Origin of the sequence: Oceanospirillum multiglobuliferum, from assembly GCF_900167095.1 — a bacterium.
In the GTDB taxonomy this organism is placed as follows: domain Bacteria; phylum Pseudomonadota; class Gammaproteobacteria; order Pseudomonadales; family Halomonadaceae; genus Oceanospirillum; species Oceanospirillum multiglobuliferum.
Map to the genome: position 1 here is coordinate 41,486 of NZ_FUXG01000018.1, position 16,686 is coordinate 58,171.

Consider the following 16,686-nt stretch of genomic DNA (forward strand, 5'->3'; position numbering starts at 1 on the left):
CTATATAGCCTGAACCTTATGTTGTAGGTTTAGGCTCATTAACCTCTTTGTTTTCTTTTGCTGGTTCTGTCTGACTGGCTCTTTGAGCTTCTATCTGAGCTTGAGCTGTTTTTAACTGAATTTTTAAAAGCTCAATATGGCGCTTTAAATCCAACACTTCTTGTAGAATAGCTTCGTGGGATTGACTCAAATTGTTTGCCCGTTGAGCTACTTGCTGAAACTGCTTGCGTAAAGGTGTGTCACGAAAGTCGGCTTTGTCAAAAACTTTCGAAATAGATAGTAGTTGACCTTCTAAGTCTAATACCAAGCTTTCAAGCTCATTAGGCTTTGTGATTTTAAGGTTACGTACTTCAGCTGCGACGTTAGTTGTATGAGCTAGCTCAAATTTAACTTTTTTAACGGCCTCACTGATAAGCTGACTGTTACGAGGGTTGGATTTTACGGTTTGTGTTGCTAACGCAAGTTCTGCTTTGGCTTTTAAGTAGCTAATAGGTGCCTGCTCATTGATTTGCTGGCTTTTCAATAAATTGAAGTCTTCTTCCAATGGCTTAATATTAGCCTCGAGCACAGTCTCTATTTCTAGCTTTTTTGCCTGATTTAAAAATTCAGCTTGCTTATTTTGAGCATCTGCTAGCTCTTTGTCTGCAATATAAGCAAAAAGAGACTTGTACATTGACTTCATCTCTTTGAATCTTTCAGGATAGTATTTCTCGCTGTTGATTTCTTCAAGATAAGCCATTTGCTCTATAGACGGTGAAAGAACTTCGTCTGCTCTAGCTTTTAGTTTTAATAGTTTATCGTATTGAGCATCAACTTTGGCTATTTCGGCTTGAAATCGCTCGGCATAGGTGCCTGATGAGAAAAATGAATAGCTTTTTACCGCGACAGCTGGATCTTCAGCAAAGTCTTCGTAGATATCAACCGCCTTTGACCAAGCTTGCATGGTATCTTGGTAGAGAGAGGGAGAATAAAGCTTCAGTGATTCTGATGACTCAAGCTTAGCTAACCATGTATTGTATTGTATTTTCGCTTCATCGTAGACACTTTGTGCACTGATACTCGTATCCGGTGGCGTACCTTCAATCTTTCGAATACCTTCATTAATTGTGCTACAAGCTGAAATAGCTGCGCTGGAGAACAGTACAAGAGCCAGTTTTTTATAATTGCCCATGGTTTATCCTTGTAACTTGCATGATTAATACTCTGAACTATCTAATTAACGTATTCAATTTTCAAGTGTTAATATGTATTTGTTATGATTCAATAATTCTTGTGGTAATAAAAAACCCGCTGTTTTGCAGCGGGTTTTTTTAAAGCAATATGAGTGCTTACAAGCTCAGAACTTTCTCGCCACGAGAAATGCCCGATACCCCAGTACGTACCACTTCCAGTACCGCACCTACGCCCATCGCTTGGATAAACGAGTCTAGCTTTTCGCTGTCGCCTACCATCTGCACTGTATAAGTGGTATTGGTAACGTCAACAATCTGTCCACGGAAAATATCCGTGGTACGTTTGATCTCGGCACGTTGTGCACCAACCGCTTTCAGCTTAATCAGCATCAGCTCGCGCTCAATATGCACACCTTCAGTGAGATCAACCAGCTTGACCACATCAATCAGCTTGTTCAACTGTTTGGTGATCTGCTCAATTACTTGATCAGATCCGATAGTGGTTAATGTCAAACGTGACAAAGTTGGGTCTTCTGTTGGCGCGACGTTCAACGATTCAATGTTGAAGTTACGCTGAGAAAATAAACCCACCACTCGTGACAGCGCACCTGCCTCGTTCTCCATTAGGATAGAGATAATATGTCTCATCTTAGGTACGCTCCGTCTTACTCAGCAACATGTCGCGCATTGAGCCTTGTGGAATCTGCATTGGGTAAACGTGTTCTTTTGGATCTACCATGATGTCGATAAACACCAGTTGATCTTTTAGAGCAAACGCCTTTTCTAATGTAGGTTCTAGGTCTTCAATACGTTCAACACGCATCGCAACGTGGCCGTAAGCTTCGATCAGCATTTTGAAGTCAGGCAACGACTCCATATAAGAGCTTGAATGACGCTCTTTATAGTTCAAATCCTGCCATTGACGTACCATGCCCAACGATTGGTTATTCAGGTTCAGAATCTTCACCGGAATACCATATTGCTTACAGGTCGACAGCTCTTGCAGCATCATCTGGAAGCTGCCCTCACCCGTTACCAACGCCACATCATTGTCTGGATAGTTCAGCTTGATACCCATTGCCGCAGGCAAGCCGAAGCCCATCGTGCCTAAACCACCTGAGGTGATCCAACGGTTTGGTTTATCAAACTTGTAATACTGTGCAGCAAACATCTGGTGCTGGCCTACGTCGGTTACAACGTAAGAGTCGCCTTTGGTCACGCGCCACAGTGCTTCAACTGCTTGCTGAGGTTTGATCTTGTCGCTGTCATCCGTGCGGTATGGCACAGCGCGGGTGCGCCACTCTGCAATCTGCTTCCACCATTCTGCCAGCGCGGCTGGGTCAGGTTTGGTTTTGCTCTGGTCGATTAGATCCAGCATCTCAGTCAGTACAGAGTCAACTGGGCCTACAATCGGCACATCTGCGCGTACGGTTTTAGAGATCGACGTTGGGTCGATATCCACATGTACGATCTTCGCAGTTGGACAGAATTTGCTGACGTTGTTAGTGGCACGGTCATCAAAACGTGCACCGATACACACGATCAGATCTGCGTGGTGCATGGTCATGTTAGCCTCGTAGCTACCATGCATTCCCAACCAACCTACGCTTTGTTTGTCGGTTTGTGGATATGCGCCAATGCCCATCAAAGAACTGGTCACAGGGAAGCCTAAAGTTTTGGCCATCTCTGTAAACTGTGTGGATGCCTTGCCCAAAATCACACCACCGCCCGCATACAAAATTGGACGCTTGGCTTTCATCATCATCTCAACCGCTTTCTTGATCTGACCAGTATGGCCGCGAACAATCGGGTTGTATGAGCGGATTTTCACCTTTTTCGGATATTCGTATTCGAAACGATCCGTTGGTGCGGTCATATCTTTAGGTACATCAACGACAACTGGGCCTGGACGGCCTGTTGACGCAATATAGAAAGCTTTCTTGATGATTTCAGGGATTTCAGACGCGTGCTTCACGGAAAAACTGTGCTTCACCACAGGGCGTGAGACACCAATCATGTCTGTTTCTTGGAATGCATCTTCACCAATAAGATGGCTCATTACCTGACCACAGATCACGACCATTGGGATCGAATCCATGTAGGCAGTGGCAATACCTGTTACGGTGTTGGTTGCACCAGGGCCTGACGTCACAAGGACGACACCTGGCTTGCCAGAAGCACGAGCATAACCGTCGGCCATATGAGCAGCGCCTTGCTCATGGCGAACTAGAATGTGTTTAACTTTATCTTGTCGGAATAAGGCATCATAAATATGAAGAGCCGAACCGCCGGGATAACCGTAGATATACTCAACGCCCTCATCCTGCAAGGATCGAACGAGCATGTCGGCGCCAGAAAGTAATTCCACCGCAGTGAACCCCCTAAAAAAAATAGTTCGAGTGCAAAAACGAACAGTTATTCAAAAATGTGGCTGTGATTAAGGACAGCCATCTGAATGATTACTTGATCATGCAGGCTCATGACAAGGCTGCCTTACCTGGCACATAGAACCGGATAGGTTCTGCACTCTTCTTCGCACTGGGTCGGTGCGGGTCGGGGCGTCAGCCAGGCCTGGCGGATAACCTGGGCCTGCTTTCCTTCGGGTGGGTAAAAAAGCCTGTTTACCCTTCGCAGTAGTGGGGGTGTCCCAATGTCTCTGCGCCCGTAAAATAAGGAGGGGTAGGTTCTAACAGAGTTTGACAGATGTCAATAGAACAATAGCGCAAGTGCACAATGACTAGAGCATATTGCTATTTCTGGGTAGGACAATAAACGTTTACGCTAAAAGGAGCCTGTTACTGGTAACAGGCTCATAAAACACTGCCCCTATTTTGCGATATATAAATAGTTTGTTAGGTAATTAATAGAGGTATTGAACCCAGCTACGCTGATGTTGGCTTTGGCGGCGATGTTACCTTCATTGCCACTGAAGTTACAGCTTACGATTTCCCAAGTATAAGAGCCTCCGTTACTTGTATTCTGGAATTGGCTGTACTGATCTGCGGAGCAAAACTCTGACTGCGAGCTTGGCTTGGGAACACCTGAAAGTGTTGTTACAGTTGATGTCCCACTCACATTCACAGTGACTTTTAAATCATAACTTCCAGGCGTAGGTGTTACAGGCGTAGGTGTCACAGGTGTAGGTGTCACAGGTGTAGGTGTCACAGGTGTAGGTGTCACAGGTGTAGGTATCACAGGTGTAGGTGTTACAGGTATCGCACTTACAGGTGTAGGTATCACAGGTGTAGGTGTTACAGGTGTAGGTGTTACAGGTGTAGGTATCACAGGTGTAGGTGTTACAGGTGTAGGTGTTACATTGTTTCCTGCTGCAACAAATGCAGGGAAACTATTCGTGCCGTCAAGAAAAACAGTTACCAGCTCTGAGTAACTCTTAAATGATGTGCTGCTATTTATGGATGCTGCTAAGTTATCTAATACCTTGTCCCATGGATCTCCTATAACAAACTGCGTTGTAATAGGATTTCCAGTCGGCAAAGTGAAACCTGAGGTTGTTAAAGAGGTTGTTAGGCTTTGTACTGCATTATTGAACGCGGTGGTGTCTATCTTAATATTGGTACTCTTAAACCATTCGTCAGGTAAGCTTGATGTTGCTCTGGCTACTGCAAGATTAGTCAGTGGAGAGATATTAACAGTGCCTTGTGTTTCAGCAAAACTATAAAGCATAGTACCTAAGACTGTGCTGTTGACTTTTAGAGCGCAGGGGAGGCTTGTGGGTGCCACTGTCCCTACCCACTTTCCATCAGACCCTGTAGTGACTGCATTTAAGAACCCTGAACCATCTACGCATTTTGCCGTCACGGTTTCATTTGCTATAGCTGCCCCAGTTGCAGCAGTACCCTCCAGTGTGGCGGTTTTAATGTTTGAGTCAGTAGTGCTGTTACTATCAGCGTCAGTACTGCTAGAATTGCCGCAAGCCGCTAGATTCAACACTGTCAGGCCTACAAGTGTACAGGTGGTCAGTCTATTCATTTCAGGAACCCCTTAAATCCATATTAATTAGGTGTGATACTTTATAAGGTGATAACTTTACAGCTATTGAGCCTTTTAAGTGATCTTTAATATAGTAGTCTAGCTTTATTAGTATTGTCGATAGAGGGTGGTAACAAAACGCTACAATATAAGACTTGCTTATCCCTGGTATATGCTCTGATCTTTTCATGGAAAAGATATCTACTTTGATCTGACCACTTTTAATACAAAATCCCCGCTGCTCACTTCTGCAAACAGCGGGGATGATTAGGCGCTAAAACTCAGAATAAGGCTGATCAAGCAAACACTAGATCATGCCCTTTAAGTTGCACATGAATGGTCTGGCCGACGGTAAATTTACCTGACAGGATCTCTTGTGCCAGTGGGTTTTCAATCCAGCGTTGAATGGCGCGTTTTAGTGGCCGCGCGCCATAGACGGGATCAAAACCAACTTCAACCAACTGGTCTAAGGCATCTTCGGCGATCTCTAAGTTCAGCTCACGTTCGGCTAAACGCTGTTGCAGGCGTTGTAGCTGAATGCGGGCGATGCCTTTAACGGCTTCTCGACCTAGGCTGTGGAACACCACCACTTCGTCAATACGGTTGATCAGTTCAGGGCGGAAGTGACCGGAAACCACCTCCATCACTTTGTTTTTCATCTCATCGTACTGTTCGTCTTTACCGCCATAGGCTTGGATCACATCTGAGCCTAGGTTTGAGGTCATCACGATGACGGTGTTACGGAAGTCAACCGTGCGGCCTTGACCATCGGTTAAGCGGCCATCTTCCAGCACTTGCAGCAAGATGTTGAACACATCAGGGTGTGCTTTTTCAACCTCATCCAACAACACAACCGAGTAAGGCTTGCGGCGTACGGTTTCGGTCAGATAACCGCCCTCTTCATAGCCAACATACCCCGGTGGCGCACCGATTAGGCGTGCAACCGAGTGCTTCTCCATAAACTCGGACATATCAATGCGCACCATCGCCTCTTCGGTATCAAACAGATACTTCGCCAACGATTTGCACAACTCTGTTTTACCCACACCCGTTGGACCTAAGAACAGGAATGAACCGTTTGGGCGATTCGGGTCAGATAAGCCCGCCCGTGAGCGACGCACCGCATTGGCCACAGCGATAACGGCTTCATCTTGACCGATGACGCGTTCGTGCAGCGCTTCTTCCATACGGAGCAGTTTTTCACGCTCAGATTCGAGCATTTTACTGACGGGGATGCCTGTCCATTTGGAGACCACTTCGGCAATCTCTTCATCAGTGACACGATTACGCAGTAAAACGTGGCTTTCTTTCTGTTCCTCTTGTGCGGCCATTTCTAGGCTGCGCTCAAGGTCAGGAATAATGCCGTATTGAATTTCAGACATTTTGGCCAAATCACCGGCTCGGCGAGCCACGTCTAAATCCAAACGTGCTTGTTCCAGTTCAGTTTTGATCTGTTGTGCGCCATAAAGGGCTGATTTTTCGCTTTTCCAGATTTCGTCTAAATCAGCGTATTCACGCTCTAACTCTGTAATTGAAACTTCTAAATGCGCTAGACGTTTACGGGTGCCTTCGTCGGTGTCTTTTTTCAGCGCTTCGCGTTCGATTTTCAACTGAATCAGACGACGCTCTAAACGATCCATCTCTTCTGGCTTAGAGTCCATCTCCATACGAATACGAGAACCCGCCTCGTCAATTAGGTCAATCGCTTTGTCGGGCAGTTGGCGGTCGGTGATATAACGCTGCGACAATTTAGCGGCAGCAATCAAGGCGCCATCGGTAATGTCTACGCCGTGGTGTAGTTCGTAACGCTCTTTTAAGCCGCGCAGAATAGCAATGGTGTCTTCTTCGGTTGGCTCATCAACCTGTACTTTTTGGAAGCGGCGCTCTAAGGCGGCATCTTTCTCGATGTACTGACGATATTCATCAAGGGTGGTCGCCCCAACACAATGTAGCTCGCCACGAGCCAGTGCAGGCTTGAGCATATTGCCTGCGTCCATCGCACCTTCGCCTTTACCTGCGCCCACCATCGTGTGCAGCTCGTCGATAAATAGAATAATCTGGCCTTCTTGTTTGGCCAGTTCATTCAATACTGCTTTCAGGCGTTCTTCAAACTCACCTCGGAATTTCGCGCCAGCAATCAGCGCGCCCATATCCAGAGACAGTACCTTTTTGTTTTTCAAACCTTCCGGTACTTCGCCATTGATAATGCGTTGTGCCAATCCTTCAACAATGGCGGTTTTACCCACACCCGGTTCACCGATCAATACCGGATTGTTTTTGGTGCGACGTTGCAGTACTTGAATGGTACGACGGATCTCATCATCACGACCAATAACAGGGTCAAGTTTGCCTGCCAGTGCCCGTTCGGTTAGATCAACGGTGAAGCGGTCTAACGATTGGCGCAGCTCTTCTGCATTTGGGTCATCCACACTTTGCCCGCCTCTAGTTTGATCAATCGCTTTAGTCAGATTGTCTTTGGTTAAACCACAAGCCCGAATAATTTTACCCGTGTCACTTTGATCAGAAGCTGCTGCCAGTAAGACCAGTTCGCTAGAAATATATTGGTCTTTACGCTGCTGAGACTCTTTGTCAGCCAAATTTAAGATACGCCCCAACTCTGGAGACATATTGATTTGGCCATCGTTATTGCTGATCACAGGCAGAGCGTTAAGCTGCTCTTTCAGGTCATTACGGAGTTTGGTGAAGTCGCCGCCTGCTTGCAAAATCAACGGTCGAATGGCGCTGTCACGTTGTTCCAGCATCGCCAGAACAAGGTGCACAGGCTGCATTAAATTATGATCACGTCCAACCGCCATTGATTGGGCGTCAGCTAGGGCTTGTTGAAGTTTTCCGGTTAAACGGTCAACACGCATACTCTTATCCTCATTGCAGCTTGTCGGCCTCAGTAAATAACGGATTACATTGGCGCGACAAGCAAATCATTCTGTTAGAGCATTAAGTGAGGCCGGATCAAGGAAGTTCAAGTGGTCAATTATTCAGAGGGATCTGAATTAGAGAGCCAAATGACACTGGCCATACGTCCTGTGACCCCATCACGTCGGTAGGAGTAAAAACGGGTATGGTCGGCATAAGTGCAGAAGCCGCCGCCAAATATCTGTTTAACCCCTTGTTTTTGTAAGGCTAAACGAGCGAGCTGGTAGAGATCCGCCATATAATGTCTTAGGCGAAAAGGGCTAGGAGAGAAGCAGTTCACCGCTAAAGAATTTTGATCAATAAAGCGTGCCCTAACCTCTTCTCCCACTTCAAAATGCTTGCTGCTGATGGCAGGGCCTAACCAGACCATTACTTTTTCTGGCGGCAGCTGTAAGCGAGCCAAAGTGTTTTCTAATATGCCATCCGCTAGGCCGCGCCAACCTGCATGAGCTACGGCAACACGATCACCATCGGTTGAACAGAAAAATACAGGTAGGCAATCGGCAGTCATCACAACGCAGGCGTAATCATCGCTGAACGCCACTGAGGCGTCCGCTTCTATGTTGGGCGTAAATTGATCAGCAACAAGGGTGCTATGGGTTTGGTTCAGCCAAAGTAATGGATGCTGGGCTCCTACAAAGCTTTGCAGGTCAGCTCGTGCCTGCGCGACTAAGTTAGCCTCATCGCCCACATGCTCAGCCATATTGAAATAATGGTAAGGCTGAGCACTACCGCCACGCTCGCGAGACGTGACGAGTGTGCGAACATTACTAGGCGCAGGCCAATGTGGTGAAATAAAAGCAAAGGCGTTACGCATTATGCGTCCTTATCGGCCGCCATATCGGCTTCTAATATTGCTAACATCTGCTTCATGTCTTCTGGTAGATCAATTTCCCACTCCATCCAGTCACCTGTTACAGGGTGCCAAAGTTCAAGGCGTTTGGCGTGCAGGGCTTGGCGCGGGAATTGACGGATGCTTTCTCTTAACTCTTCTGTACAACCCGCAGGTAAACGTAAGCGACCGCCATAAACTGGATCACCTAGTAGAGGATAGTTGACATAAGCCATGTGCACACGAATCTGGTGTGTACGACCTGTTTCTAGCTTACAGCGTACATGGGTATGGCCTCTAAAGCGTTTGACCACGCGATAGTGGGTTACGGCATGCTTGCCGCCTTCAACTACTGCCATGCGTTTACGGTCGCGTTGATGGCGAGCAATAGGAGCGTCAACTTTACCCCCTCCCGTCATAAAACCTGTGGCGATGGCTTCGTATTCACGTCCCATCGAACGGTCTTGTAACTGTTCCACCAAACCGTTTTGCGCGATTAGGTTTTTAGCGACTACCATTAGGCCCGTAGTGTCTTTATCTAAACGGTGCACAATACCCACACGTGGTAAGTGCGCCATCTCAGGGGCATGGTGCAAAAGGGCATTTAACAAAGTGCCGTTGTGATGGCCTGCGGCAGGGTGAACGACTAAACCTGCTGGCTTGTTAATCACCAAAATATCGTCATCTTCGTATACGATATCCAGCTCAATGTCTTGTGCCTGCCAAGCTTCACTGTTTTCAACAGTAGCATTTACTACCAAAAGCTCGCCGCCGATCAGTTTGTCTTTAGGTTTATGTACGACGCCATTGGCTGTCAGCGTGCCTTCCTTGATCCATGACTGAAGGCGAGCGCGTGAATATTCGGGAAACAGTTCTGCTGCCGCTTGGTCAATACGTGAGCCTGTCAGCTCAAAGGGCACAGTAGCCTGTAGGGAGATGGATTCAGCCATGGGAACAATATATCCGAGAACAAGAGTGATAATAACGAGACTAATAAAACAGCAACAGGCATAGTTTGACCAACTTAGAATGCTCACGTAATTAGGCAAAGCCTGTGCTATAGTCGGTCGCCTGTTGATTCTACCATCTAATAATGATTTTTTTGATGATTATGCGTAATTTAGTCCAGTCTCTTATTTCTCGTGTACCTTTTACCAAAGCTTCTTTGTTGGGTATCGCATGCTTGTCTAGCTTTGTGCTGTTAAGTGGTTGTGCGAAAGATCGCACCGCAGAAGATTTAGCCAAAGCTGAGCGCACTTTGTATATAGAGGCGCAAGACTCGCTTAAAGGTGATAACTACATTCGTGGCTTAGAGCTATTACAAACCTTAGAAACCAAATACCCGTTGGGGCGGTTTTCTGAGCAAGCTCAGTTAGAACAAATTTATGCACAGTTTCAAAGCCAAGATTATGAAACCGCGCGGATTGCCGCTGAGCGATTTATTCGTCTGAACCCACGTCACCAGCATGTTGACTACGCGTATTACATGAAGGGCTTGTCTGCTTATATGGCAGGTCGCTATATGTTAGAGGGCATGGAGTTAGTTGATATTTCTGAGCGCGACTTAGGCTCTACCCGTGATGCTTTCACCGATTTTGATACACTTATCAAACGCTTCCCAGAGAGCCGTTACGCAACCGATGCTCGTCAACGGATGCTGTTTATTCGTAACGTGCTGGCGCGTAATGAAGTATTTATTGCTAAGTTTTATATCCAGAAAGGCGGTTATCTTGCGGCAATTAACCGTAGTCGCTACGTGCTAGAAAACTACCCCACGGCACCGACTACAGCAGATGCCTTAGCCACATTGACAGAAGCCTATTTGCATTTGGGTATGAAAGACCTTGCGCGTGAATCATTGGCACTGTTGAAAGCGCAGTACCCGAAACATGCACAGCTGACCGAAAAAGGTGAGCTAAAACTGATAAAACCAATTGGCGAGAAAAGCAAAGCCCCTTGGGAAGCGTTAATACCTGATCTGTTTAGTTAATTCTGCATTGGTGAACCAAAGACCATTGCGTTGATCTAAATTGGTTGAAAGGCGTTGGTAGGTGTCAAAAGGATAACAAGTGATGGGATTTATGATTTTTCGACTGATAATTTTTATTGCAATTGTTTGGTTTGGCCTACGTATTCTAAAAGCCTATAACCAAAAGAAATTGACCAAAAACAGTGCGGAAACGAACGCAGAGGCAGATCAAACGCCGGAGCAAATGGTGCAGTGTCGTTTCTGTAATCTACATTTACCGCAGAAAGATGCCGTAAAACATGAAAAACTTTGGTTTTGCTGCCACGAGCACTTAAATCGATTTTTAGCCCACGGGCCAGAAAAGAAGTAATAAGCCTTAATCCTCTCTCTCTACTCTTATTCAACCAGCTCAGCGATGAGCTGGTTTTTTTATTTAAACAGAAAATAAAGTCCGTTATTAAATCATCACGCCTTGTTCTGCTTGCTTCAAACGTAAAGCGGGCTGATAAGGCGCTGGGTCAATAATCGGTGTGTTGCCTAATAATTGATCGCAAAGCAGCTGTGTGGCGGCTGGCGCCAGTACTAAGCCGTTACGGAAGTGTCCCGCGTTGAGATGTAATTTACCTACGCTTGGTATTGCACCGATAAAAGGGATGCCATCTGGTGAACCGGGGCGTAAGCCTGCCCAATGATATTCAGGCTCTAGGTCTTTCAGCGCGGGTAATATCGCGTGGGCTGAAGCAATTAACGATTGTTTGGCTTCTTCTGTTGTTTGCTTGTCAAAATCGGCATATTCCAATGTAGAGCCCACTAAAATACGGCCATCATTACGCGGAATCACATAACGGCCATCTAACATGACTACGCGGTTGACCAAGCCTTTTGGCGCGTTATACACCAGCATTTGTCCCTTTACGGGTGCAATTGGCAAGTTGGGTATGATTGGGGCTAACAGAGCTGAACTCCAAGCCCCTGCGGTCACGATCACTTGGCCTGCGCTGAGCACTGAGTTTGCGGTATCCACACCAATAGCTTGGCCGTCCATCTGACGAATCGCTTTAATTTCGACATGTTCAATGATGCGTATGTTTGGCCTCAGTTCTAAGCTGCGCTTTAGAGCTTGCCCCAAGCGAGGATTGCGGATGCTACCGACTTCAGGCATCCAAATGGCTTGCACTTTACCAGCGGCGATATTCGGCTCAGTTTGGTAAATAAAATCAGCTTCCACTTGAGTCAGAGGCTGTTGGTGACGCGCGGCCCACGCCAGTGCTTCGGCCTCATCTTCAACCCGCAGCATCAGCATACCACCAGCACGGTACTCGGGGTCTATTTCTGTTTCAGCCAATAACTGTTGGGCCAATTTGGGATAAAAACCTTGTGACCAATTGGCAAGTGCGGTGATCTCTGGACGATAGCGCCAAGGATATAGCGGCGACACAATACCACCGCCCGCCCAAGAGGACTCTTGGCCTAATGCATTTTTGTCTACGATGGTGACATCTGCACCGCTATCCGCCAGTGTGCGCGCCATCATCATGCCGATAACACCGCCGCCTACAATTAAAAAATCGTTCAAAATGGTCTCTTCCGCTCTGATAAGTGGTTGTTAATTACAAGCCGTATCTTGTATTGAAATTTCCAATTCGCTGTAATCAGTGCCAGTCCATGTTGCACAGCCTTGAATTTGGTCTTTAGCCAGTATTTTGGTTGGTGACTCAAGGGTAAAGTGAACATTTTTTACAAATTTACCGAGGTAGTCACCTGTGCCTGGCTCAGCGGTGATGGTATTCAGATATAAGTGATAAGTGATACCGCTGTAAAATACTAATAAGCTACCCTCTTCGAGCAAGGTAATATTATTGGTGTTGTTCGTCACTATGGCTTGACCATCTCTGTTGGCGCTTTCTTCTGTTGGGAATGCTAGGGCTATGCTTACAGGGTAACGGTAAACTAGGTCTGCCACCCCGCCAGAGCCGCAACCATAAGGTAAATTACTGGCATCGGTAGAGTAGCCGTTCAAGAATTGATGACTGCCGTCATTAAATAACAGTATCTCAACACCACTTATTGCAAAGGCTTTTCCTGACAAACTTGACCAGTTAGAGAAGCAGATCGTATCAATACCACTACCTCCAGTAACACTAGCCGCACCTTTTATTTCAGCGACCATTAACAAGTCATCACCAGCCCCTAAATTAATACTGGCAGACCCCGTTAAGCTGTCATTGATTTGCACAGTATCATCACCTGCACCCATATTTAGGCTTAGAGACCCGTTCGCTTTTCCCGTTACCAAAAGTTTGTCGTCGCCAGACGTGCCGTTAAGAGAGGCTGAGCCGTTGAGCTTGTCGATGTAGTCTCGACCCGTTAAATAGGATGCCTTTTTACCTAACGCCTTTAAATTATCTTTAGCGATATCAAGACCTGTTAGCGGTGTGCCAATGGAAATTTCTTGCTCGTTATCAATATCAACCTCAACAACTGTTGTTGGAGGTGTTGGATCTGGTTCTGGTTCTGGTGTTGTTTGGCAGTTGGTCGGGGTGAAAATACACTTCCCTGCTGTAACTCGTTCGCTATCTGTGGCTGAGAGCATATTGTCAGGATAAAGCACGGCGCTCAGTTGTAGATTTTGTGTGCGATTTTGGCTGTCGGTCCAAGTTATGCTGCTTTGATATTGTTGAGCACCAGCAACCCCAGCAAAGCCTGTTACTGTCCAGCTTCGGTCATACTCTGCATTGACGCCAGCCACATCATCCTCTGTACCATTGGCTGCGGTATCGTGATTGATTCTAAGGTTTTCGATCTCTTGCTGCGCTAAAGCTAAAGCTTGTGTTCGGGCTTTGGTCGCACTACCAGTATGTAGTAGATCCGCTTGAAATTTTGCGGTGGTGATCATGCCGACTGACACCACCAGTACAATCACTAGTATTTCAATCAGGGTCATGCCTGATTGTTGGCTGTGCTTTATCATGATTACCTCTACTGCTGTCCTTAGCTCTATTTTACGTAGGTCTTGCAGGCTTACTACCAATCTCGCCAGCTGCCAGGCACTCGAATATAAAGGTTGTTATTGCGATCTTCTAATAACCGAATCACTTGAGTGCGGGTGAGATCTGAGTCGTTATTAGCAACAGCGGTAGCAGTAACTTCAACCAGATATAGATCACAAGCTCCACTTAAGCAATTGCGCTCATACTGCACGCTTAGAGTATAGCTGTCGCTACCTGCGGTAATAGTAGTAGGGGTGGCAGTAGTCGTGTTCGCCGCTGACCATACAACCGTGCTGAAATTACTGTTAAACCAACCAATGCCATATTCAAGTGCGGCCTCTGCTGCATAGCCAACTTCTTTGCCCCGCAGCTCATTGGCTGAAATCGTTTGTTCGGTTAACAGGGTTTTAGCCGTCGTAAAACTCAAAATTGTGAGCGTGATCATCAGCACTACGGTGAAAAGCAAGGTGACCATGCCTTGTTGAGATTTCCGATTCATCATCATCTCCTTACGGCACTGTAAATAAGCGGTCATTACGGACGCGCACACGATTGCTAACGGTTAGGCTATAATCCCCCACGCTGCCCGTAATGCTAATGGCGATATTACGGGTTTCAAGGCAGTTTGTGCCTGACTCGCAGGTTGTGTCGGTATTGGTAATATCCAGTTGCTCAGGTGCTGCAATAACAGTGCCTGCGGCATTGATATAGCTGAGAGTGAAGCTAGTGATTTCGACTTCATCTTCTGTCAAACCTTCCCATTGGCCATTACTGCAATTCAATACATCACCAGGTGCCACTGCGCCGCCTTTACGCATTTTCAGGCCTTTGTTTTGTAGCTTAAAGCCGAAGTGATTCATCCCTCCATTATAGGGATCACCGTCTAAGTTTCTGTCATAGCTGTATGTGACGCAGTCACATAAGTTGTTGGTGCAGTTTAGGGTGTTATCTGCGGCATTCCATAAGGTCAGATTACTGGTACTGTCCATAAAAGGGTTACTGCCGTATTGAGAAAATTGGGCGCTGTCTAATGCGAGGGGTCGCACAATCCCCCCTGCCCGTTTTAACTCGCTACTGATCAGGTCAAGACTGGCGCGTAGATTATGATTCAGCTGCGCCTGTTGGTTATTCTGATTGGTACTGTTCAAAGTCGCCAAATAAGCATTAATCACAGCGCTGACCAGCAATACGCCTAGCACCATTGCAATCAATAGTTCAGGTAAAGAAAAGCCTTGTTGTCGAGTCCGTTTTAACATGAGGAAAGTCCTGCAACTGCGCCCTCATTGACACACACACGTATTCTGCCTAATACAGAGGTGATAGTGCGAGCTTGATTGGCTCCCGACAGAAACTGATAAGTGCCTGTATTGGCGGTGCCTCGTACCGCATCAAAAGTAATGTTGGAGGCTGGGGCAGCGGTCAAACTAACCCCCTCATAGTCATTGCTACTGATTCGGCGCAGTACATCAGTGCCATCAATAGATAATACGCAGGCATTAGCGGTGGCGGGGTCGGTAATAGTGCAGTCGCAATTGGCGTTGGTACTGACACCTATGCACCAAGCGGTGCCGTTGATGTTAGAGTCAATAATCACATTTTGATTGCGTTTAATGGCTTCTGATCGAGCAAAAGCCAACTCCTGTTTAACATTTAACACTGCGCCCCTGAGTTGCTCTCGACGGATGTAGTCTCCCATTTGTGGTACAGCGGTTGCCGCTAAAATGCCCACAATGGTGACCGCAATCAGTAGTTCGAGCAGGGTAAATCCTTTATTGCGCACAACCCACCCCTGTTCTTACATTTTTGATTCACTTAACATGCCATGCAACCCTGAGTTACACAAGCAAACAGATGGAGTTCGCCATGCAAATTCGGCAACAAGGATTTACGTTAATTGAGCTATTAATTGTGGTTGCCATTATCGGCATATTGGCCTCTGTGGCTTATCCGTCATATCAGAACTACGGTATGGAAAGTCGTCGAGCCGATGCCCATGTGTCTATTTTAAAAATTCAACTGGCACAAGAAAACTGGCGGGTATCTCACAGTAGTTATACTGATAACATGACAAACGTGGGCTTAAATCTGAATACAACGTCAGATGAAGGCTTTTATGATCTAAAAATAACAGACAGTGGTAAGACCGGTTATAAAATTACGGCCACGGCTAAAGGTGTACAACTGAATGATACAGGCTGTACCAGTATCGTGTTGACTAAGAACACCACTGGAGAAGCGAAAAGCCCACCTGCTTGTTGGTAGTTAATGGTAGTTAGTAGTTAATTGAGGTGGAAGGCACTGATAATATTTTATCGGTGAATAAGCTTTTCACCTCACAATCACACCCTAAATTTAGCAAAACTCCGCGTAAACCCTCGCCCAATCGGGCGGGGATACAAGCGGGAACCGCGCAGCGGTTCTAATCAGGTGTCGTCTGACTTTGCACATACTCTTTCAGTGTTTTGATCGTTGCCCCGCCTGCACTGCAGGCAAAGTAAGAACGTGACCAGAGCGCTGCACTTTTGCTTTGCCGGGGGATATGGGTATTGAGTATGCGTATCCGGCGTGATGAAACCGATTTCAGGTTGTTCACCATGACGCTGATCGCCAGCTTCGGCGGATAAGCTATCAGCAGGTGAACATGATCTGATTCACCGTCCATTTCCAGTAGGTCACACTCCAGCTTTTCACAAGCCGACCCAAATGCTTCGCGCAGTTGCTGAATCATATAACCGTCAAACAGGTTTCGTCGGTACTTGGTGGTAAAGACCAGATGTACAACCAGCTTGGTGACGCTGT

The 16,686-nt window shown here is 46.6% G+C and carries 16 protein-coding genes; 3 read left to right on the forward strand and 13 right to left on the reverse strand.

Features of this window, described 5'->3' with window-relative positions; translation table 11 throughout:
- Positions 1 to 16: 16 nt before the first annotated feature.
- The 7 genes from B5D26_RS12275 to rluD form a co-directional block, all read right to left on the reverse strand.
- Complete coding sequence (locus B5D26_RS12275) at positions 17 to 1,171, reverse strand: hypothetical protein (RefSeq protein WP_078746018.1); 1,155 nt, start codon at positions 1,169 to 1,171, stop codon at positions 17 to 19.
- A gap of 157 nt (positions 1,172 to 1,328) precedes the next feature.
- Positions 1,329 to 1,820, reverse strand: coding sequence for an acetolactate synthase small subunit (ilvN, locus tag B5D26_RS12280; RefSeq protein ID WP_078746019.1), 492 nt, complete (start codon positions 1,818 to 1,820; stop codon positions 1,329 to 1,331).
- 1 nt (position 1,821) lies between these two features.
- Positions 1,822 to 3,540, reverse strand: coding sequence for an acetolactate synthase 3 large subunit (locus B5D26_RS12285; protein ID WP_078746020.1), 1,719 nt, complete (start codon positions 3,538 to 3,540; stop codon positions 1,822 to 1,824).
- A 458-nt stretch (positions 3,541 to 3,998) separates the two neighbouring features.
- Positions 3,999 to 5,162 carry a hypothetical protein gene (locus tag B5D26_RS16295; protein ID WP_200810673.1) on the reverse strand — a complete coding sequence of 388 codons (1,164 nt, stop codon included), beginning with the start codon at positions 5,160 to 5,162 and terminating at the stop codon, positions 3,999 to 4,001.
- A 296-nt stretch (positions 5,163 to 5,458) separates the two neighbouring features.
- Entirely contained in the window at positions 5,459 to 8,035 is a 2,577-nt protein-coding gene (gene clpB / locus B5D26_RS12295; protein WP_078746021.1) for an ATP-dependent chaperone ClpB, read from the reverse strand.
- A gap of 119 nt (positions 8,036 to 8,154) precedes the next feature.
- On the reverse strand, positions 8,155 to 8,913 hold the full coding sequence (pgeF, locus tag B5D26_RS12300) for a peptidoglycan editing factor PgeF (RefSeq protein ID WP_078746022.1): 759 nt from the start codon (positions 8,911 to 8,913) through the stop codon (positions 8,155 to 8,157).
- A complete protein-coding gene (gene rluD, locus B5D26_RS12305; RefSeq protein ID WP_078746023.1) occupies positions 8,913 to 9,878 on the reverse strand; it encodes a 23S rRNA pseudouridine(1911/1915/1917) synthase RluD in 966 nt (321 codons plus the stop codon). The genes pgeF and rluD overlap by 1 nt, the downstream gene beginning before the upstream one ends.
- A gap of 155 nt (positions 9,879 to 10,033) precedes the next feature.
- Here rluD and B5D26_RS12310 point away from each other — a divergent pair, with 155 nt between their 5' ends.
- Positions 10,034 to 10,918 carry an outer membrane protein assembly factor BamD gene (locus B5D26_RS12310; RefSeq protein ID WP_234985292.1) on the forward strand — a complete coding sequence of 295 codons (885 nt, stop codon included), beginning with the start codon at positions 10,034 to 10,036 and terminating at the stop codon, positions 10,916 to 10,918.
- Between the two features lie 82 nt (positions 10,919 to 11,000).
- Positions 11,001 to 11,267 (forward strand): PP0621 family protein, encoded by a 267-nt coding sequence (locus B5D26_RS12315; protein WP_078746024.1) that lies wholly within the window; start codon positions 11,001 to 11,003, stop codon positions 11,265 to 11,267.
- Between the two features lie 87 nt (positions 11,268 to 11,354).
- On the opposite strand, the gene thiO is transcribed toward B5D26_RS12315, so the two are convergent.
- Genes thiO through B5D26_RS12340 form a run of 5 tightly spaced genes read right to left on the reverse strand, consistent with a single transcriptional unit; the run spans position 11,355 to position 15,667 of the window.
- Positions 11,355 to 12,473 carry a glycine oxidase ThiO gene (gene thiO / locus B5D26_RS12320; RefSeq protein ID WP_078746025.1) on the reverse strand — a complete coding sequence of 373 codons (1,119 nt, stop codon included), beginning with the start codon at positions 12,471 to 12,473 and terminating at the stop codon, positions 11,355 to 11,357.
- Positions 12,474 to 12,503: 30 nt separating this feature from the next.
- Complete coding sequence (locus tag B5D26_RS12325) at positions 12,504 to 13,868, reverse strand: type IV pilus modification PilV family protein (RefSeq protein ID WP_078746026.1); 1,365 nt, start codon at positions 13,866 to 13,868, stop codon at positions 12,504 to 12,506.
- Between the two features lie 53 nt (positions 13,869 to 13,921).
- Positions 13,922 to 14,386, reverse strand: coding sequence for a hypothetical protein (locus tag B5D26_RS12330; RefSeq protein WP_078746027.1), 465 nt, complete (start codon positions 14,384 to 14,386; stop codon positions 13,922 to 13,924).
- A 10-nt stretch (positions 14,387 to 14,396) separates the two neighbouring features.
- Complete coding sequence (locus B5D26_RS12335; protein ID WP_078746028.1) at positions 14,397 to 15,143, reverse strand: PilW family protein; 747 nt, start codon at positions 15,141 to 15,143, stop codon at positions 14,397 to 14,399.
- Positions 15,137 to 15,667 carry a GspH/FimT family pseudopilin gene (locus B5D26_RS12340; RefSeq protein ID WP_078746029.1) on the reverse strand — a complete coding sequence of 177 codons (531 nt, stop codon included), beginning with the start codon at positions 15,665 to 15,667 and terminating at the stop codon, positions 15,137 to 15,139. The genes B5D26_RS12335 and B5D26_RS12340 overlap by 7 nt, the downstream gene beginning before the upstream one ends.
- 83 nt (positions 15,668 to 15,750) lie before the next feature.
- Between B5D26_RS12340 and B5D26_RS16450 the strand changes: the two genes are divergently transcribed.
- Positions 15,751 to 16,149 carry a type IV pilin protein gene (locus B5D26_RS16450; RefSeq protein WP_139776671.1) on the forward strand — a complete coding sequence of 133 codons (399 nt, stop codon included), beginning with the start codon at positions 15,751 to 15,753 and terminating at the stop codon, positions 16,147 to 16,149.
- A gap of 157 nt (positions 16,150 to 16,306) precedes the next feature.
- Here the strand turns inward: B5D26_RS16450 and tnpA are convergent.
- The coding region (tnpA, locus tag B5D26_RS12350) for an IS200/IS605 family transposase (protein ID WP_078746031.1) at positions 16,307 to 16,686 on the reverse strand (380 nt) is incomplete at its 5' end.